This is a genomic window from Photobacterium carnosum (assembly GCF_021236965.1).
Lineage (GTDB): Bacteria > Pseudomonadota > Gammaproteobacteria > Enterobacterales > Vibrionaceae > Photobacterium > Photobacterium carnosum.
In genome coordinates, this window is the sequence record NZ_WMDN01000004.1 from 24,480 (window position 1) to 46,174 (window position 21,695).

13 protein-coding genes are annotated in these 21,695 nt (G+C 39.1%); 6 read left to right on the forward strand and 7 right to left on the reverse strand.

What is annotated here, in order from left to right; translation table 11 throughout:
• The first annotated feature begins 64 nt into the window (after positions 1-64).
• On the forward strand, positions 65-1,390 hold the full coding sequence (locus tag GLP24_RS05325) for a rhodanese-like domain-containing protein (protein WP_101769063.1): 1,326 nt from the start codon (positions 65-67) through the stop codon (positions 1,388-1,390).
• 66 nt (positions 1,391-1,456) lie between these two features.
• Here GLP24_RS05325 and GLP24_RS05330 read toward each other — a convergent pair whose 3' ends face one another.
• From GLP24_RS05330 to GLP24_RS05340, 3 genes are all read right to left on the reverse strand, one after another.
• Positions 1,457-2,365 (reverse strand): aldo/keto reductase, encoded by a 909-nt coding sequence (locus GLP24_RS05330; RefSeq protein ID WP_232615646.1) that lies wholly within the window; start codon positions 2,363-2,365, stop codon positions 1,457-1,459.
• A gap of 141 nt (positions 2,366-2,506) precedes the next feature.
• On the reverse strand, positions 2,507-3,376 hold the full coding sequence (locus tag GLP24_RS05335; RefSeq protein WP_232615739.1) for a M15 family metallopeptidase: 870 nt from the start codon (positions 3,374-3,376) through the stop codon (positions 2,507-2,509).
• Between the two features lie 132 nt (positions 3,377-3,508).
• Positions 3,509-3,961: an RNA-binding S4 domain-containing protein gene (locus GLP24_RS05340; RefSeq protein WP_101769060.1), complete on the reverse strand. Its 453-nt coding sequence runs from the start codon at positions 3,959-3,961 to the stop codon at positions 3,509-3,511.
• Positions 3,962-4,370: 409 nt separating this feature from the next.
• Here GLP24_RS05340 and fusA point away from each other — a divergent pair, with 409 nt between their 5' ends.
• Positions 4,371-6,458, forward strand: coding sequence for an elongation factor G (fusA, locus tag GLP24_RS05345; RefSeq protein WP_101769059.1), 2,088 nt, complete (start codon positions 4,371-4,373; stop codon positions 6,456-6,458).
• 414 nt (positions 6,459-6,872) lie between these two features.
• Here fusA and torS read toward each other — a convergent pair whose 3' ends face one another.
• Positions 6,873-9,788, reverse strand: a complete 2,916-nt coding sequence (gene torS, locus GLP24_RS05350; RefSeq protein ID WP_232615647.1) for a TMAO reductase system sensor histidine kinase/response regulator TorS — start codon at positions 9,786-9,788, stop codon at positions 6,873-6,875.
• 148 nt (positions 9,789-9,936) lie between these two features.
• On the opposite strand from torS, the gene torT reads away from it, so the two are divergent.
• Complete coding sequence (torT, locus tag GLP24_RS05355) at positions 9,937-11,007, forward strand: TMAO reductase system periplasmic protein TorT (RefSeq protein ID WP_152653130.1); 1,071 nt, start codon at positions 9,937-9,939, stop codon at positions 11,005-11,007.
• 157 nt (positions 11,008-11,164) lie between these two features.
• A complete protein-coding gene (locus GLP24_RS05360) occupies positions 11,165-11,623 on the forward strand; it encodes a methylglyoxal synthase (protein WP_101769056.1) in 459 nt (152 codons plus the stop codon).
• 150 nt (positions 11,624-11,773) lie between these two features.
• Here GLP24_RS05360 and helD read toward each other — a convergent pair whose 3' ends face one another.
• On the reverse strand, positions 11,774-13,855 hold the full coding sequence (gene helD, locus GLP24_RS05365) for a DNA helicase IV (RefSeq protein ID WP_232615648.1): 2,082 nt from the start codon (positions 13,853-13,855) through the stop codon (positions 11,774-11,776).
• Positions 13,856-14,164: 309 nt separating this feature from the next.
• Between helD and yccS the strand changes: the two genes are divergently transcribed.
• On the forward strand, positions 14,165-16,336 hold the full coding sequence (gene yccS, locus GLP24_RS05370; protein ID WP_232615649.1) for a YccS family putative transporter: 2,172 nt from the start codon (positions 14,165-14,167) through the stop codon (positions 16,334-16,336).
• Between the two features lie 89 nt (positions 16,337-16,425).
• Here the strand turns inward: yccS and torC are convergent, their stop codons facing one another.
• Positions 16,426-17,598, reverse strand: a complete 1,173-nt coding sequence (torC, locus tag GLP24_RS05375; protein ID WP_101769053.1) for a pentaheme c-type cytochrome TorC — start codon at positions 17,596-17,598, stop codon at positions 16,426-16,428.
• A 576-nt stretch (positions 17,599-18,174) separates the two neighbouring features.
• Here torC and GLP24_RS05380 point away from each other — a divergent pair.
• Positions 18,175-20,817, forward strand: coding sequence for a molybdopterin-dependent oxidoreductase (locus GLP24_RS05380; RefSeq protein WP_101769052.1), 2,643 nt, complete (start codon positions 18,175-18,177; stop codon positions 20,815-20,817).
• 442 nt (positions 20,818-21,259) lie between these two features.
• Here the strand turns inward: GLP24_RS05380 and GLP24_RS05385 are convergent, their stop codons facing one another.
• Positions 21,260-21,688: a GNAT family N-acetyltransferase gene (locus GLP24_RS05385; RefSeq protein WP_232614061.1), complete on the reverse strand. Its 429-nt coding sequence runs from the start codon at positions 21,686-21,688 to the stop codon at positions 21,260-21,262.
• Positions 21,689-21,695 lie beyond the last annotated feature (7 nt).

Genomic DNA, 21,695 nt, shown 5'->3' on the forward strand with positions numbered 1-21,695 from the left:
ACATTTTGAAAACGTTAAAATGCACACTTGTTTTTAACTATCACTGAGGTGATTTGATTTAATTATGCTCATTAAAACAACAGCTATGGTTGTGCTATTATTGACATCTGGTTCTCTATTTGCCGCACCCTCTATATCGCCAACCACAGCAACATTTGAGCAATTAGCTCAACAGCAAGCACACAACACACCACTACAAATTATTGATTGCCGTAATAGTAATCTTTATAACGGTTGGCCTGAGCCTCAACAGCAGTATGGCGGCCATATTGCTGGTGCAGTTAACATTGATGCTAGTTGGTTAAAAACGTTAGATACTTCAGGTTTTCAAACGCTATTACGCGATAAACATCTTAAACCTACCCTACCTACTTATTTATATTGCTCGGCAGATAAAGCTCAGCAATTAACGTCGGCATTACAAGCTCAAGGTTATCAGTCGCTAACAACGATTAATCAATCCCTTAGTCATTACCATGGTCAACTTAGCGCTTTACCCAATTTTCAACAATTAGTGCCCGCATCATGGCTACATGATCTTATTGACGGCAAGCACCCTCGCTACGCACCAAAGCATGGTTATAAACTGGTTGAAGTTGAATGGGGTCCACCGACAAAATATTTACTTGATCATATTCCTGGTTCTTTATACGTTAATACCAATACCATCGAATCAAAACCATGGTGGAACAAAGTCAGTAATACAGCATTAACGAAAGTAATTGCAGATCTTGGTATTCGTTATGACACCACAGTTATACTTTATGCTCGTAACAATATGTCAGCAGCGCGTTTTGCTAACTTCTTAATGTATGCTGGCGTTAAAGACGTACGTTTATTAAATGGTGGCTGGACAGCATGGATTAATGCTGGTTACCCCACAGAAAACTTACCTAATTACAATAAAAAACCGGTCGCGTTTGGAAAGACCATCCCAGTAAACCCTCAATATATAATCGATACCACACAAGTAAAATCATTATTGAAAAAACCGGCGAGTCAACAATCTGTCGTGAGTATTCGTACTTGGCCTGAATATATCGGTAAAACTAGCGGCTATGATTACATTAAGCCAAAAGGACGCATTGAAGGTGCTAAGTGGGGTCACGCAGGCTCAGATTCTTACCACATGCAAGATTTTCTTAACCCAGATCAAACCATGAAAAGTGGTAATGAAATTGCAGCACAATGGGCAAAATGGAATATTAAACCGCGTCAAGATGTGACATTTTTCTGTGGTACAGGTTGGCGAGCATCAGAAGCATTCTTCTTCGCACATGTTCTCGGCTGGAAAAATATCAGTGTTTACGATGGTGGTTGGTACCAATGGAGTGCCAATAAAAACAATCCTACGGCTGATGGAACAATAATCCCAGCCAACGTACACTAACAACACCAATGGCAGCAAGCTATCACGATGGTCATTCACGATAGCAGCTGCCATTTTTAGATTCTGTTATGGCACACCATGACCTTTTGCGGCTACCCATACGCGATAAAACTGCTCACGTGATAATGAAAAACCAAGGGCTTCAACAGCCGATCTTACCCGTTCAATATTCCCCGAACCTATAATCGCTAACGGCTTTGATGGTAGACACCTAATCCACGCATAAATCACTTGATCAATGCTATCTGCACCAATTTCAGCTGCGATCTCAATTAAGGTTTCACGCACGCGAATATGTTGCTCAGAGCTGCCAGTAAAAATCTCGCCCCCTGCCAAACATGACCACGCCATTGGATGAATGCGCTTCATTTGTAATTGATCAAGCGTACCGTCGTGTGCCACTTCAAAATTAAGCGGATTAATTTCAACTTGATTAGTAACCAGAGGCTGATCAAGACGAGATTGCAATAAATCAAATTGCGCTGGCGCAAAATTCGACACACCAAAATGATTAACCTTTCCTTGTTGTTTTAACTCAGCAAAGGCAGAAGCAACCTCATCAGCATCCATCAATACATCTGGGCGATGAATCAATAACAGATCAATATTATCAACCTGTAAGTTTGCCAATGAATTATTTACTGAATCAACAATATGCTGCTTACTGGTATCATAATGATTAATGCGACGTTGAGGGTATTTAGCATTGCACAGATTAATATCACACTTCGTCACTACCTGCAGCTGTTGACGTAAACTTGGTTTTAACGCTAATGCTTCACCAAATAACGCCTCACATTGATAGCCACCATAAATATCAGCGTGATCAACCGTGGTGATCCCTAATTCAAGATGCTGCTCTATAAACGTTAATCGTTGTTGCGCAGTCATGCCCCATTCAGCTAAACGCCAATAGCCTTGCACTAATTCTGAAAAGTGTAATTGTTGTGCAACCATTGTGACTTGACTAACCATTGAACCATCCTTTGTCGAATAATACTAATAGCACCATCCTAAGATCCTCAAATCATTGCCGCAAACGAATTAATTAAAAACAAAGTATGCAGACTAAAAACTATGACTTAGATAGCAACTTATCAATAAACTTCTTGCCAACTAACGCTTTACACAAATAGCCGAGCGTACAGGTTGAAGCTTAATCGCATCCATTACCCGTTGAGGATTAGCACTATAAGCTGTATGCAATGACTTAACGGATAACTGATGCTTTAGGTATTCTGCGTAATCATTAAATTTATACTGCTTATATGCTGTTGGGTACTTCTTGCTACAACTGTCATACCACGCGACATAACGCTGAAAAAATAATGTTGCTTGTGCTGGCGTCATTTTACTCATGGTTAACGCCATATCTTTGGTCAATTGAAAATGCTGATAATCAATCGGAGAATTCCAAAAACCACCCCAATATTGAAAACCATTACGAGCAAATATATCTATAACGGCTTCAGCCATGCCTCGACTATTTGGTTTACCAAACCGATATTGAGCACGATTAGCATAATGAGTACCTTGAGCAGGGCTAAATTTAACATTGCCATTACCACTAAACGTCACAAATGGATTTTGAAGTGGATTAAGGTCTATCGCGGCCCCATAAGCATGTAATGATAAGCTACCTGTTCCAGCAACCGGACGATAATTAAAGGCTGACGTATTATTTGCAGTCATCGAACGGGTATCATCACCACCATACACTTCTATAGGGACGGCGTTATGAATAGGAAAACCCTGCTTAAATAAAGCATCAAAAATATTCCCCACATACGGTGCGACAGCATCCATCACCACCACTTGACCATTGGAATGTGCTTTACCTGCAAAATCACGATAATGAAACGTAACTTTTTTCAAGCGTTGACATGGCACAGGGGCTGTCGCAGACACAACCCCCGCCTTAGTCATTACTTGGCACTCGTGAGTAGATAGCACACTAATTTGAGCAGCATTAGCAGCCACTGCCATCGTGCATGCAGAAAGCAAAAATAACGAAACATACAGATTACGAGAAGTAGTTATCATCCTAATACGACCGATCTCAAAAAATAGTGATAAAAAAGACGTGCAATAGCACGCCTCAATAATTTAGCTCATCAATCAAAAGCTGATTGGTTTACGTCCTGTTGCTGTATCTGCTTTCTTCTCTGTTTTTTCTGCTTCTTTTTTAGTTACAGAACGATTTTTACTAGTTGCTGGTGCGGCTTTATTTTTCTTTGCCTTTACTGGTGGTGCTTTTTTATCTTTTTTTGGCGCTTTAACTACAGGCGCCACTTTGATTGGTTGTTGATCTCGTGGTATGACTTCTTGTACGGGTTGATCACAAATAACTACAAAATATTCACCATTAAACTCAATTACATCACCATCATAGATTTTACAACGCTTACGTAATTCAACTTCACCATTTACAGCAACATAACCATCAGAAATGGCATATTTAGCTTCGCCGCCACCACTGACTAAATTAGCAATTTTAAGCACTTTATACAGTTCAATCGGCTGGACAGAAACTTCAACTTCCAGTGCTTCTACTTCTATTTCTTCTGACATTTTGTACACTCAAATAACAAAACAGGACTTACTTGAATTCTACCTCACTAATAAACAGAAAGTGAAACAAATGACACATTCCAGCTGACTTACTATTTTTTAAGCGCAAACAAACTAAAAAATCGTTTTTGTCTATTATTATAGGCCATTCATATCAAGACTAATTCATCATTTGACTCTCAAAAAATCACTAAAATATCCTTAAATCAGCTTACAATAATAATCAACCTCGACTGGTCTTGGTTTTTATCACTGTTATTTGCTCAGATCTTCGTCAACAGTTAGAACTCCAAGAGCAAAAAGCAAGTTAATACCTATTTTTATTACATATGGCTATGTTCTGATTAGCACAACTAGTGCTATAATCCGCGACCTCACATGTGACAGTAATTGTTGATAGAGAAAAACAATGACAGATTTATCTAAATACAGAAACATTGGTATTTTCGCGCACGTTGATGCGGGTAAAACCACTACTACAGAGCGTATCCTTAAGCTAACTGGCCAAATCCACAAGATTGGTGAAGTTCATGATGGCGAGTCAACAACTGACTTCATGGAACAAGAAGCTGAGCGCGGAATAACTATCCAGTCAGCAGCAGTAAGCTGTTTCTGGAAAGATCACCGTTTTAACGTTATCGATACTCCTGGACACGTTGACTTCACAGTTGAAGTTTACCGTTCTCTTAAAGTACTTGATGGTGGCATCGGTGTATTCTGTGGTTCTGGTGGTGTTGAACCACAATCAGAAACTAACTGGCGTTATGCGAACGAATCAGAAGTTGCTCGTATTATCTTCGTTAACAAACTAGACCGTATGGGCGCAGATTTCTTCCGCGTTACAGATCAAGTTAAGAAGGTACTAGGCGCGACTCCACTAATCATGACACTTCCAATCGGTCGTGAAGATGATTTCGTTGGTGTTGTTGACGTTCTATCTCGTCAAGCATTCGTATGGGATGACACTGGTCTTCCAGAAAACTTCGAAATTCTACCTGTTCCTGAAGATATGGTTGATGACGTTGAAGCTTACCGTGAAGAAATGATCGAAACTGCTCTTGAGCAAGACGACGATCTTCTAGAAGCTTACATGGATGGTGTTGAACCTTCTATTGAAGAAATCAAGCGTTGTATCCGTGCTGGTACACGTACTTGTACTTTCTTCCCAACGTACTGTGGTTCAGCATTCAAAAACAAGGGTATGCAACTTATTCTTGATGCTGTTGTTGACTACCTACCTTGTCCAACAGAAGTAGATCCACAGCCGTTAACTGACCCAGAAACTGGTGAAGCAAATGGCGAATTTGCTATTGTATCTGTTGACGAGCCACTAAAAGCACTTGCATTCAAAATCATGGATGACCGCTTTGGCGCACTAACATTCGTTCGTATTTACTCAGGTAAGCTAAACAAGGGTGACACCATCCTTAACTCAGCTACAGGTAAAACTGAGCGTGTTGGCCGTATGGTTGAAATGCAAGCAAACGATCGTAACGAACTTACTTCAGCTCACGCTGGCGATATCATCGCTATCGTTGGTATGAAAAACGTTCAAACAGGTCACACTCTTTGTGATGTTAAGCACGAGTGTACACTTGAGCCAATGATCTTCCCAACTCCAGTAATCTCTATTGCTGTAACGCCTAAAGATAAAGGCGGTTCTGAGAAAATGGGTCTTGCAATCGGTAAAATGGTTGCAGAAGATCCATCTTTCCAAGTTGAAACTGACGAAGAAACTGGCGAAACAATCCTTAAAGGTATGGGTGAACTTCACCTAGACATTAAGGTTGATATCCTTAAGCGTACATACGGCGTAGACCTAATTGTTGGTCAACCTCAAGTTGCTTACCGTGAAACAATCACGAAAGCAGTTGAAGATAGCTACACGCATAAGAAACAATCTGGTGGTTCTGGTCAGTTCGGTAAGATCGACTACATCATGAAACCAGGTGAAGTAGGTTCAGGCTTTACGTTCAAATCATCAGTAATTGGTGGTAACGTTCCTAAAGAATTCTGGCCTGCAATCGAGAAAGGCTTCAAGGGCATGATGAACACTGGTGTTCTAGCTGGTTTCCCTGTTCTTGACGTTGAAATCGAGCTTCTTGATGGTGGCTTCCACGCAGTCGATTCATCTGCAGTAGCATTTGAAATCGCAGCGAAAGGCGCATTCCGTCAATCTATGCCGAAAGCTGGTGCGCAACTTCTTGAGCCAATCATGAACGTTGACGTATTTACTCCAGAAGATCACGTTGGTGATGTTATCGGTGACCTTAACCGTCGTCGTGGCATGATCAAAGACCAAATCGCTGGTATCACTGGTTCTCGTATTAAAGCTGACGTACCACTTTCAGAAATGTTTGGTTACATCGGTACTCTACGTACTATGACATCAGGCCGTGGTCAGTTCTCTATGGAGTTCTCACACTACGCACCTTGTCCTGCTAGCGTTTCTGAAAAAGTTATCGCTGAGCAGAAAGAACGTAACGCTAAGAAGTAATTTTTAAATTACCCTAAGTGATACATTAACCCCGAGGACTTTGTTCTCGGGGTTATTTTTTATCCAGACTTTTCATCTCATATTCTCGTATCACTCATAAAACAACAGCCTTACCGCCATATGACATCATCGTAAATCCTCTCTTTCCTCTCTAATCACGCCCCTTCTTCATTATGGCCATATCATTCATCGTTAAAACGCTTAGGTGAAATTACTACTCAAACGTAAACTAATGCTTTATCAATGGCTTTGTTTATCACTTCTCGGGCGCTATATATTAAACATAGGATTATCGAATGCCCGCCTTTACTGATTATCTACTCGATCCTCATTGTCTATTTATGACGCTCGATCTACACCCATAAAAAAAGAACGCCGAAGCGTTCTTTTTTGTTAATGCTGTTATTAACAACATTAATCATCAAGGAAAATCGTTGCTAAAGCCGTCACTGACGCATCAAACACTTGCTGTAATGGTTCAACAGATAATCCCTCAATAGAGCCCTCTTGAGCTGATTTTTCAAAGGTTAAACATAACTGATGTAATTGCATTAATCCCATCGTTCCAGCCGCACCTTTAAGGGTATGGGCTTGTTTAGCGACTTCTTTTAAATCATTATCGGTAATTGCCTGATGTAATATCACTAATGTCTTACTTGCAGAGTCACCAAATAATCCAATTAATTGTTTCACTTGTGCTGCACCCAATACTTGCAAATCACTGCCTAAAACAGATTCTTTCACTAATGGAAATAGCGCATCAGTCTCAACAAGTTGCGGTTTATCTTCACCCGCACCTTTTTCAATAACCACTCGCTTATCTCCTTTTAGAATACTGTTCATCGTATCAATTAATTGTTGCTCAACCAAAGGCTTAGGTAAGAAGCCCGCAAAACCTGCATTTAAATAGATTTCAACTTCTTCTCTAAATACATGAGCAGAAAAAGCGACCATCGGTGTCGGTTCTTGCCATGCTTGCTTCTTGGTTTTATCAATGCGGCGTAACTGATGCAATAAGGTAATACCATCGGTATCAGGTAAATTGATATCAAGTAATGCTAAATCAAACTGTTCTTTACGATAAAACGCTTCTGCTTGTGCGCCATCTTCAGCAATAACTACACTGTGACCTAGTCGTTTAAGAAACCCTTCTGCAACCATACTGTTTACGGGGTTATCTTCAACCAATAGAATATGTGCTGCAGGAACAAGTACTTGATCAACATCAGTATTCAAGATTACTTGGCCACGCTCTAATGGTAATGAATACCAGAAACAACTACCTGTACCAACAATCGAATCAACTCCGATTTCACCATCCATCGCCGCTACGATATGTTTACTAATGGCTAAACCAAGCCCTGTCCCTTCAATCGCTTTACGGCCCGCTTCTGCTTGTTGAAATGCATTAAATAATAGCCCTTGTTCATGACTATCAAGACCAATGCCAGTATCTTGAACTGAAAATAATATTTCATCCGGCATATCAGGATGCAATTGAACATTGATTGTCACTTTACCTTTATCGGTAAATTTAATCGCATTACCCACTAAATTGACTAACACTTGTCGAATACGACTTTCGTCACCAAACCAAATTGCATCAACATCAGGTTCAACAACATACTCAAAGCCAATTCGTTTCGCCATTGCTCGACCTTGAAGCATATTAAACACATCGACAACCATACGTTTTAATGCAAAATCACTCGGTCTTATATCAAGATGTCCTGCTTCAATTTTAGAATAATCCAGAATATCATTAAGAATATCTAATAATGTTTCACCACTACGATTAATAACATCTAAATAGCGCTTTTGCTGGATGCTTAACACTGTATCAGCGAGTAATGATGCGGTGCCTAATACACCATTCATCGGTGTTCTAATTTCATGACTCATGGTCGCTAAGAATGCTGATTTAGCACGGTTCGCCTTTTCAGCTTCATCACGTGCTTTATAATGGTTGTACACTTCTTCGTTTAAGCGACTATTGATACGCTCTAACTCACCGGTTCGTTTGGCAACCAACCGCTCTAAACTTGCTTTGTGTTGCTGTAATTCTTGACGAATTTTAGCTTCAGCTTGGGCTAACCGATAACGTTCATTGGCCGTATCACGCGCAACTAAAATAGCCCGCCCCATTTGTGCTAATTCATCATCACCATCAACATCTAATTGAATACATAAATCACCACGAGCTAGTGATAACAAAGCACGACTATAGCGGTTAATACGACAAATAACGCGAATATATACAATACGCCACATGATTAGAACTAAGGCCAACAAACCAATGCCTGAAATTACAATTAATGTATTACGTGCAACGGTCAACGTCTGATCAACTTGTTTAACCGCTTGTTGTGTATTAGTATTTGCCGCTGCAATAATATTATCAACCGTACTATTTAATTCCTGAAATAATACTAAATTTTGTTGATCTAATCGTTGCACATCCTGCTTGGCATAAATCAATTGCTCACTAACACTAAATAATAAATTACCGCGTTCAAGTTTAGCGGTTTGTTTCATCAATTGTTCTGAACGACTAGGATCTTCAACAGATTTAACCCGATGACTGATAATATTAACGGCATTATTGAACCGTGTTTTTAGTGCCACCAGTGATTTAATATCTATTATACGTTCAGAATCATCCAACATATTAATCACTTGTAATGATAAAAAACGCAATTCAAATAACCGTTCAGATAAATCCATGTCTACTTCGACCAGGCTATCAAGCGCGTTATAGACTGCAGGTTTATTATTTGCCGCCACTAAATCATAAATACGCGACACATTAGCAACAGCGATCGTATTAGCATTCGCCACTTGAGATTGTGACAAACTGTCAATTTGATGAGTCGCTTTCGTCATTACCGCTGTTAATTCATCTAATTGACTTTGTAAGTCTATTTGTCGACCAACAAGTAGCCCAAGCAAGGCTAAATTATCAACAATACGTTTTACATCATCTTCTAGTTTCAACATTAACGGTTGATCAAACGAATATTTCTCAAGCGCATGCAAACTACGTGTTAATGCTTCAATATGAATAGTTAATGCTCGTCCTTGTTGCATCCGTTCTGATTCAAGTTTCGATTTAGCTAAGACTTGTGCATTAAATATAATGCGTGAACTTAAATCTGATAATTTTCGCGCTTCAGCTAATGAAGGTACCGCTGAATTAATAACAGTACGCTCAGTTTTAGCGACTAAGGAAAAGCCAGCCACACCAATCATAACCGCAATAATCATTAAGCCAGCCATGGCAGAAAAGGCTAATAACAGTTTGGCTCCGATACCTTTTCGAGTAAACGTCATAAATAGTCTCTATATCAAAAATCTTGTTTAGAACAGGTAATAATCAGCATTAATATAACTTGTTCAATACTGGCTATTTAACCAAAGGCAATAAAACGGTACTATTTTGCCAGCGATATGGCTTTAGACCTAAATAATGTTGGTAATAATGCGCATTTTATTTTTTATTTTAATGATTTTCTCTGCTCAATCCGCGTTTGCGCTTGAGGTGATCTCATATCAACCCCCTTTTCAAACGGATAAAAAACCGACAAAAATTCAATATTCTTTTTTAACCTCAGTTTCTAAACCGTGGAAAGTATGTGCAGTGTACCCACATTTAAAAGATTCTTATTGGTTATCGATCAATTATGGGATGGTTGAGCAAGCAAAAAAGCTAGGTATTACATTAAAAGTGTTTGAAGCTGGCGGCTATAGCAACCTTTATAAACAACAAAGTCAACTTGTTGCTTGTCGTCATTGGGGCGCAGATGCCATCATTCTAGGCACCGTCGATGCGCATGCTTATAACGGTAAATTATCCACATTAATTGGTAATATTCCTGTGTTTTTAATGACCAATGATATCGACTTTACTGATCCTGACATTCGTCAACATGTAAAAGCAAAAGTTGGCGTCGATTGGTATGAAATGGGTAAAGCTGCAGGTACTTACCTTGCAAAACGCCACCCAAAAGGCTCAGGAAAAGTCCGTATTGCGTGGCTACCTGGCCCGCAATTACGTGGCGGTACCAAACCGGTAACCAAAGGTTTTAAAGCTGCTATTGCCAATAGTGATGTCGAAATTATAACGACGCTATGGGGTGACAACAGTAAAGAGCTCCAACGTAACCTATTGCAGCAATTATTTACTGATTATAAAGACATTGATTATATCGTTGGCGGAGCAGTAGCCGCTGAAGTCGCCATCAGTGAATTACGTACCAATCACATTACCAATATCAAAATAGTATCAACCTATTTAAGTCATGGGGTTTACCGAGGCTTACGTCGTCATAAAATATTATTTGCTCCAACTGATAAAATGGCAGAGCAAGCTCGACTTTCAGTAGATCAAACAGTTCGTTATCTTGAGAAAAAAACAGTGGCGCTTGATATTTCACCATTAATTGTTGACTTAACACCGCAATATTTACCTGCGGCAGTTATTCGTGATTCATTATCACCCGCAGAATTTAGGCCATCATTCTACGTTAATAATCATCACATCAGTCGATAGCCTTAAGATGAGGTAACCTTATAAATATGAATATCAATAATTTATGGGCTATCACAAAATTTTAGCCTAATATGGAATACACTACTGACTAGTAATAATTACTATAGACATTATCACCTAGCTTCATCAAGATTAACTTGATATCAAAAGGAATATCATGATTACCACAACACGTAAAATGGCCGCTAAAAAACACATCGCTTTAGTTGCTCATGATAATTGCAAAACGTCTTTACTTCGCTGGGTGAAAGAGCACCAAGATAAATTAGCTAATCACGAACTTTATGCAACAGGGACAACTGGACATTTACTTACAAAAAAAACAGGTTTACCTATTACTTGTTTAATCAGTGGCCCTATGGGTGGTGATCAACAATTAGGCGCATTAATTTCAGAAAGCAAAATTGACATGATGATTTTCTTTTGGGATCCGCTCAATGCTGTACCGCATGATCCTGATGTAAAGGCATTATTACGTATATCCGCAGTATGGAATATTCCGGTAGCCACTAACCGTGCTAGTGCTAACTTTATTATTACATCACCATTACTTGATAAAGAAATTGATATTGAAATTCCAGACTATGATGCTTATCTCAAACAGCGTCTAGATTAAGTTTTCATCTACTTTCATATTTCTATAAAAAGCCTTCGTTAATAGCGAAGGCTTTTTATTATCATTATTTAAACAATAAAAAACCCTGTATTAATTATTGCAAGAACAGCAAGCAATCATAATAACAGGGCTTCAATAGACCAATAATACTTATTTAGTCCGTTTAATTTTATTATTAACTGGGTATTTATCTTCAATTAATTCATTAATAAACGGTGATGTTTTATCTGGATCTGCACAGACCCACACATGTTTTTTAGCACGTGTTAACGCAACATAAAACAAACGGCGCTCTTCTGCGTCATTATAGGTTTCAGTACGCAACTGCATAATAGCGGCTAAACCCGTTTCACGATCCGGTGATGGGAAAAGACCTTTATTTACATCAACAATAAATACATAGTCAGCCTCACGCCCTTTACTTGAATGACACGTCATGTATTCCAAGTTAAGTTGCGGCCACTGATTCTTCCAGGTTTCAAATCTATCAGGTTTTTGCTTATTATTACGTCCAAGAATAAGTACTTTTGTGGCCTTATTCTCGTAATGCTTACTCAATCGAATTAACTCTTGCGGTAATAAATCTGTCGCCAATAAAGTAACCGCCTTTTTACTCTGCTTTGTAAAACTGGTGAGTTGCTTCTTAATCTGACACGGATTTTGTTGAATAAAGACATTCGCCACTTCACCAATCATACTATTAAAACGATATGTAGTTGAAAGTTGAGTAATACATGAATGACTAAAACGATTTTCGAAATCAGTAGTTAAGTTAACATCTGCACCTGCAAAGTGATAAATAGCCTGCCAATCATCGCCAACAGCAAATAACGTTGGTATTGAATGTCCTACCACTTCTTGATGACATAATGCTTCAATTAATGCTAAGCGTTGCGGTGAAATATCTTGATATTCGTCCACCATAATATAACGCCACGGCGAAATAAATTTGTTCGTTTTAACATATTCAGTAGCCACTTCAATCATACTATTGAAGTCAATCTGCTTTTTCACTTTTAGATGCTGTAAATAAGCCTGATAACATGGCCACAACAACGCTAATTCACTTTTCATCCTTGGGCGCATTGCTGGATTATCATTATTTATAATGGCGTCAGTTAGCGTTTCTTTATTCATCCCTGATTGGCCTAATAATTGAATATTACGCCACACCCAAGTTTGTAACTGTTCATTTTCCGCTTGTTGTTCTATTGAATTTTCTTTGCTAAAGCCAGGTACTCGCCACTGTGTAAGGTGACGCTGCCACTTAGTTGCTGAGGTTGAGTTATTCCATTGTTCAATCAGCATTCGCGCTAGCCACGCACTACGGGCGCGTGGATCTAAGGTAATAGAAGCAACATTGGGTTTATCAAGTTCAACATCACGAATAATTTGCGATCCCAAACTGTGGAACGTCGCTACTTTAACGCGATCACTGACTTTTTCTTTCAGTCTATCCGCCATCTCATCCGCAGCTTTACGCCCAAACGATAACATTAGAATATCTTCAGGCACCGCCGCTTGGCTCGCAATTAAGTAACCTGCACGTGCGATTAATACACTGGTTTTTCCCGTGCCCGCCCCGGCAAGAACTAAATTATAATCTTGATTAATTAAGGTCGCTAAGCGCTGTGATTCATTTAACGGTGATTTCTCAAAGCTATCAAACCATGAACCCCATTTTTGGGTTTGTTGTGTTAACCACTGTTGGTTATGTTCTTCAACCCACGCTTTATGCTCACCAAGCCAAGGTGATATTTTTTCAAAACTACGTGGTCTAAATGTTGCGGCAAGCCCTGGGGTTAAATCTGAATTAGTTAAACCATCATTAAGAAACTGATGTAATTCATAATGTTCAGAAGAACGTAAATAACCCGCTTTATTAGAAAAAAGTTCGATACGTTGCAACATTTCTGGCAACATTGCATCTAATTTGTCAACGCGGCTTTGTGCCCAATCTTGATAACTACGAATTAAAAATGCCGCGAATGATTTACATTCGTACCACGGTAAACCATGAACTGTCCAACAGTATTGTTGGTTTGAAGACGTCAGTTCAAGCGCACCCCATAATACACCGCGATGGATTTCAATCGAACCATCCCAGTCATCAAAAGAGATAACGTCAGAAGAAGTCTGACTATCTAATACCAAGCTATTACCGTCTAAAGCGATACTATAATAATCACCTTGAACGAGCCATTGTGCTAGTCGACTGGCACTTAATTGCATTGTGATTCCACCAATTGTTCCATGCTTTAATTAGGCTGTAACACTCATTACTGGCTGATAATCTTACATCAACCTCAATTGAATCATTACTTGTCACCCGTCTATCGGGATAATGTTACTTAGAGTATCAATAACTATCGTGTAGCCATAGTATTGAAGTGTCTATTTGACTAAATATTATTCTAGGTACTAAAAATTTATTTTTTTACTCGCAATAACAATATTTCTGTTATCTTTAGTTGCGATTTTATAGCGTAGATAATTCTACCGTTTTCTCCCGTCCTTATTATCAGAAGATTGTTAATATCTATGCAAACTAAAGAGTTACATATAAAACTCCGCCAATATTGGGTCAATGACCGAATTAACTATTCTATTCGAGTATTGATAGCTTTAGTCGGTGTAGTATTACCCTGTTGGTATCTCGGTGCCAACCATGCAGTAACACCATTAGTACTCGGAATTATTGCAGCAGCACTGGCTGAATCTGATGATAATTTAACTGGCCGCATTAAAGGCTTGACGATTACCCTTGTTTGTTTTTTGATTGCCTCTCTTTCTATTGAAGTCTTATTTGACTATCCCCTTTTGTTTGCAATCGGATTATTTTGTTCGACCTTCGGTTTTATTATGCTTGGTGCGATGGGTCCTCGTTATGCCAACATTGCTTTTGCTTCATTATTACTCGCGGTTTACACCATGTTGGGCGCAAATAGTAGTACTGAGCTTTGGTATCAACCAATGTTACTTTTAGCTGGTGCCTGTTGGTATGGGATCTTATCACTGCTATGGCATATTTTATGGCCAAATCAACCAGTACAACAAGGACTGGCTAATGTATTCACTGAATTTGGTTATTATCTCGATAATAAGAGCAAATTATTTGAACCGATTGTTGATCTCACGTCACACCCATTACGGATTCAAGCTGCTAAACAAAATGCTAAAGTGGTTAATGCCTTAAATGCTGTAAAAATGACCTTACTGCACCGTGCTGGTCGCGGTCAAAGTGATAAGTTTCTTAAGATTTATTTTATGGCACAAGATATTCATGAGCGTGCAAGTTCATCCCATTACCGTTACCGTGAACTAGCCGCTGCTTTTCAACGTAGTGATGTATTATTTCGCTTCCAACGTTTGTTGCATGTACAAGCAATAGCCTGTCACGGTATCTCTGAAGCATTAAAACAAGGTAAGGCTTATCATCATGGCCATGATTCAATCAATGCCTTAGATGAATTGCAACAATCGCTAAATCACCTCAAACAGCAAAATAACTCACAATGGCGTTCACTTCTCAATCAACTGGATTATTTATTCAATAATTTAGCAACAGTAGAACGTCAATTACAAAATATTAATAACCCTGATGCAGAGCATGTTACACAACAAACTGATATTGAATTAGTTGATACTGAAGCGCACAGCATAAAAGAAATGTGGAAACGTATTAGCTGTCAGCTTAATACTGACTCAATGTTATTTCGTCATGCGATTCGTTTAGGCATCGCATTAATTGTCGGTTATGGCTTTATTCAGGCGCTGGATCTGCAACGCGGGTATTGGATCTTATTAACTACCCTTTTTGTGTGCCAGCCGAACTATAGTGCAACCCGTCAAAAGTTAGTACAACGCGTTATTGGCACATTAGGTGGCTTACTTGCTGGCATACCATTACTGTATTTATTCCCTGGCCAAGAAGGCCAATTAGTACTGATGGTTATTATGGGTGTGCTGTTCTTTGCCTTTAGAGCCGTTAAATATGACTGGGCAACCGCTTTTATTACGTTATTAGTGCTGTTTTGTTTTAACCAATTAGGGGAAGGGTTTGCGGTTATTTTACCGCGTTTAGGTGATACATTACTTGGCTGCCTATTAGCCGTATTAGCCGTCAGTTTCATCTTACCCGATTGGGAATCTAAACGATTACATAAAGTGATGGCTGAAGCCACGTTGGCAAATAAAGATTACTTAGCGCAAATCATTGCTCAATATCGTATCGGTAAACGCGATAATATGAATTATCGTATTGCGCGTCGTGAAGCCCACAATAAAGACGCACAACTCAGTACCGCTATCAATAACATGTTGGCAGAGCCGGATAAATATCAAATAGATACCGATAAAAGCTTCCGTTTTTTAACATTAAATCATGCCATGTTGAGCTATATCTCGGCACTCGGTGCGCATCGTACTCAACTGCAAGATAATCAAACCCATCAATTAGTATCAGAGGCTCATCGTATTATTCATAATCATTTAGAGTGTATCTCATCGCAACTAAATGGTTCTATTATTGAAACCTCACCCTCATTAAACCTCAATTTAGAACAGCGTTTAGGACAATGGCGAGATGAAGATTGCACCTCAACGCGAATGGTATTACAACAACTCCATTTGATTCATTGCATGTTACCTGAACTTCATGCGTTGGGTGATAACCTTTCACCTCAAACACATGCGATTGCTGTCGCTAAGTAAAAGCAAACTAAAAACCATCACGCACAAAAAAGCCTGCGCTAAACGCAGGCTTTTTTATTACTCAATAGTAGAGTTTATTATCTCAATATTTATTGAGCTGCTTGAGGTGCTGCTACTTGTGCATCTTTCGCATTGTTTTGAAGATACTTAAGTAACGTACGCTCTTCATCTTTATTTAGCATGTAGTATTGTTGCATCGCTTTTAGACCCTGAACCCAACCATTTGCTGTTAAGTGTTTTGGATCTGGAATAGCGTGACATTGACTACATGTTGCATCAAGAATTTCTTTACCATAAGCCCAAATAGGCTTCATGCTCGCTAGCATATTACGCTGAGTGATCCATGCTGATACTTGTTCTTGCTGCCATGTCTGACCATCTTCAGCTTTTACTGTATTTAGAATAGTTGCTGACTTTTGTAGATCTGCATTTAGAGAGACAGTTTGAATTTGCTTCGCCATGTCTTGTACTAACATACCAGTTGTTGAGCCTTGTTGCTGCCAACCTGTAATTTGTACTTTGATCATGTCGCCACTTGTACCTAGCACTTCAACTTTTGATGCTGGGTATAATTGACCTTGTGCATCACCTGATGCTGAGTCAGTGGTATACAATTTTTTAGATGCTAACGTATAAAGCGTTTTAGTCGCAGGTGCTTCACCAGCATTAATCGTTAATTGCTTGAACGTTGCTTGGAAGTCGTTATTGATATGAGGCAACTGGTGCGCAATACCTTTATGACATTCAATACAGTTCATATTTTTTGCTGCTGCAGTTGTCATTGCCGCTGCTGCTGCAGGAGATTGCTTAGCGTGATCCATTGCAGTGTATGAGTGACAACTCTTACAGGTTGCTGAATTTGTTTCAGCCATCATACGCCATACATTTTGAGCCATACGTAAACGGTTTGCTTCAAACTTAGCTGGAGTATCAATATCTTTACTGATAAATTCACTGTAAATATCGCCTACACCGCCCAGTTTCGCTTTCATAAAGGCAATAGGATCATTTTCAGGAATGTGACAGTCACGACATTCAGCACGTACACCGTATGCGTTTTTATAGTGGATACTAGTCTTATATTCGTTGTAGTTTTCTTTCATTGAGTGACATGAAGTACAAAACTCGGTAGTCGAACTAAACTTTATCGATTCGTGGAAGGTAAACACACCTGCCAATGTGATAATCACACAGACAACTGCAATCGCTAATACTGAATAACGACTACTTGGCTTTACTAAAAAACGCCATAGTTTCTTCATGGATGGTCCAAAATGAATTAAACGTCAAAACAACGTTAAAAAAAGAGTTGCGCACAAACTAACATTTGAATGTGAACAGGGCAACGCCATTGATTCATATAAATAAATATTCTAAACATAACTAAAAATATAATTGTGTTACAATTTGTAAGAATCCTTATTTGCTTAGAGCTCTAATTATAATCAATATGTAAATAATGTTTTACTTTAAATGTAATAATGTCGACTTTATAAAATAAAAAATAAATTAAAAAAGTAAAATCAAATAGTTACACTCCACAAATACCGTCATTCGTACGGTAAATACACTTTAAAATTAGTAGTATCGAGAATAGTTATCAATCACTTTTTAGTTGCCGTGCTAAGTATTTTTCTATTTATATAGAACATTAAACATTACAGATTGTAGTGCTTTTTTGTGGTAACTTATTTTTCATTTAGCGAACTAATATATTTTATATCCGTGTAGCCTATCAAGAAATAAGTCAAATAATAGATCACTATACCGACAAATATTATAATAGTTATTATGCTATTAAAATGCCTATTCATTCGGTTTGTCTTCGGAATATAAACATGACCCTATCTCGTCGTAACTTTTTAAAAGGTTCAGTAGCAACGGCTATCGCTGCTAACGGACTCACCCTTTTTCCTGCTGGAAAAGTATTTGCTTCAGATACAATTACCATTCCATCAGCTACTCACTATGGTCCGTTTAAAGCAGTCGTTAAAGGCGGCACATTAATTGGTGTTCAACCGATTAATGATGTCGACCCGTTCCCAACAGAAATGTTAACTAAAGGTGTATTGAGTCGTACTTATAGCGATACACGTATCAAATACCCAATGGTACGTAAGTCACTATTAGAAGATCCATTGGGCGATCACAACCCGCATCTTCGTGGTAAAGAACCTTTTGTTCGCGTTGATTGGGATACAGCAATCGCATTAACAGCATTCTGTATTGCTCGTACTGTTGAAAAACACGGTAACGAAGCAGTATTTAGTTCATCATACGGTGGTTGGTCACATTGTGGTGTTAACCGCCCTCAAACACTACAAGGTCGTTTCTTCAACCTTATTGGTGGCCAAAGTATCTGTGCTGGTGACTATTCAGCTGGAGCTTCTGAAGTTATCCTTCCACACGTTATTGGTGATATGGAAGTATACTCACCACAAACTGCGTGGGAAATTGTAGAGAAAAACACTGAAGTTGTTCTTCTAATCGGTTGTGACCCATGGAAAACCAACCGTGTAGAATTCCGTGTTGCTGATCACTCTATGCAAAAACACTGGGAAGCGTTTAAGGAAAAAGGGATTAAATTTGTCTCTATAAATCCTCAACAAACCCAAACAGATAAAGCTGTTGGTAGTGAAATGATCAATATCCGTCCTAATACGGATACAGCCCTATTTACTGCAATGTCTTACCATCTGTACAAAACAGGCCAACACGATAAAGCTTACATCGATAAATACACTGTTGGTTTTGATAAGTACCTTGCTTACTTAATCGGTGATGAAGATGGTGTTGCAAAAACACCTGAATGGGCTGAAGAAATCACAGGTTTACCTGCGGCTAAAATTAAAGAGCTCGCTGAACTTTGTGTGACTAAACGTACCCAAATCGCTGCAGGTTGGGCACTACAACGTGCTGACCACGGTGAGATGATTCACTGGTCTATCATCAACTTTGCTGCAATCGCAGGTAAAATTGGTAAGCCAGGTGAAGGTGCAGGCTTTAGCTGGCACTATGGTAATGGCGGTATGCCTGCTTCTGGTAAGCGTATGCCTATCGGTTTATCACAAGGTCGTAACCCTATCACTAAGACATGTCCTGTGGTTATGGTTTCAGATATGCTGAAAAACCCAGGTAAAGCTTACACTCGTGATGGTTCAAACCTTACACTACCAAAAGCAAAACTTATCTATAACGCAGGTAATAACTTACTGTCTCACCAACAAGACACTAACGAATTAATCAAAGCGCTTAACGATAATATCGATACCATTATCTGTCACGAACCTTGGTGGTGTGCTACGGCGAAATATTCTGATATCGTTTTGCCAACAACAACCACACTTGAGCGTGACGATATTTCATCAGGCGGTACTTACAGCAACAATAAAATCTACGCGATGCGTCAGGTTATTGAGCCTGTAGGTGAAAGCTTAGATGATTACGAAATCTTCTCACGCCTTGCTTTCATGTTTAACGTACATAAAGAATTTACCGAAGGTAAAACTATGTACCAACATGTTAAAGCCTCTTATGAAGCATCTGATGCAACGGATGATTTCAAAACATTCTGGCAAAATGGTATCGCTCACGTATCAACACCTGCGGCAGCAAATAGCTTTGTACGTCATGGTGATTTCTACGCTGATCCAATTAAGAACCCACTGCATACACCAAGTGGTAAAATCGAATTATATAGCTCAACTATTGCTGGATTTAAAGCAAATAGTTGTCCACCAATGCCACAATGGATCCCACCATTTGAATGGCTAGGTAATGCGAAGAAAGGTCAAGTACACGTACTAAGCCCACACCCATGGATGCGTTTGCACTCACAAATGGCAAATGCCGATGTGAATAGCTACGAGTCTGTTGATGGTCGTCAAATCGTACTCATCAATAAAAAAGACGCTGAAGAACGTGGCGTAAAAGATGGCGATGTTGTTGAAGTTTATAATGACCGTGGTGTACTACTAGCGGGTGCTCGTATCACTGCTGAAGCAATGCCGGGTGTTATTTACATCCACGAAGGCGCATGGCTACAACTTGATAGCAAAGGCCGTTGTAACTCAGGCTCAATCAACATGCTAACAAGCAGTCAACCAACCAGTGGTTTAGCACAAGCAACCAGTGCTAACACCTGTTTGGCTTACTTCAAGAAATGTACTGATGCCGAAACGCCAAACCAAGCATACACGCCTGCTAAAGTTGTGAAATCAGACTTTAAAGTGGATATCTGGTCATTACAATTAGGTAAGCGCTTAAAAGCCGTTGCCGCAGAAAGTGGTCCTGAGCAATCACCTGGTGAGAAGTTATTCTACGGTAGCTGTACCCTTTGTCACGCAGCACCACACCCAAGTGACTTCACTTACAAGCAGTGGAAAGGTATTACAAACAGTATGTTCCCACGTGCAGGTCTAAACGAAAAAGATCGCAACCTTGTACTTGATTTCCTACAAAAGAACGCTAAAAAAAGCTAATAACTGACGGTTATTATTCTCAACGCAAATACATTAAAAGGCTCTTATGAGCCTTTTTTTTTAAGTATTAAAAACCGTAACTTCCATTAAAACTGTGATTTATTTTAAATATTTACCGTTTAATTAGGCGTTTCTATTCTGCCATTTACTATTTATCTTTTAGTTAAAACTAACCAACCTATTAACCGTACGCGACAGTGTGGCACTGATCTCAGCGACAGAAGATAAAAACAATGCGTATTTTCCCCTATTGGTTTTGTCACTACTCCACTGAAACGTAAATTAAAAATTGGTGTGGTGCGTAATATTCCAAACGGTTCTGAGAGGCTAAGATCTTAACGATCGATAAAAACGCAGCCATTTTAAACCATATTATTTACACAAGATTGATAAAATAAGCTGCGTTTTCTTTATTGAAGAAAATCGATACTAAGCTATCGATTTATGGGTGTTCTAATAGCATTACCATCGCTTGATGGGGAATATTAGCTTCCATAAATTCATCACCGTATAGCGTGAAACCTAGCTTACGGTAAAAATCGACAGCATGAGTTTGCGCGCCAAGATCAACCTTTGGATAACCTTGTTGTTTAGCATATTCCACTAAAGCTCGTACTACTTTTACACCCAATCCTTGTCCACGAGCAGCCTGCATAATCGCAATACGACCAATGTGTCCATTTGCTAAAATACGCCCGGTCCCTAATGGCTGTTCACCATCAACCACCAGCACATGCACCGCTTGTGTATCTAAACCATCAAACTCAATTTCAGGATCAATGTGTTGCTCTTGAATAAATACCTGCTCACGTACTAAACGAATACTCTCTTTATTTGCTTCATCAAAAGCAACAATGTTTACGTTTACCATGAAATAT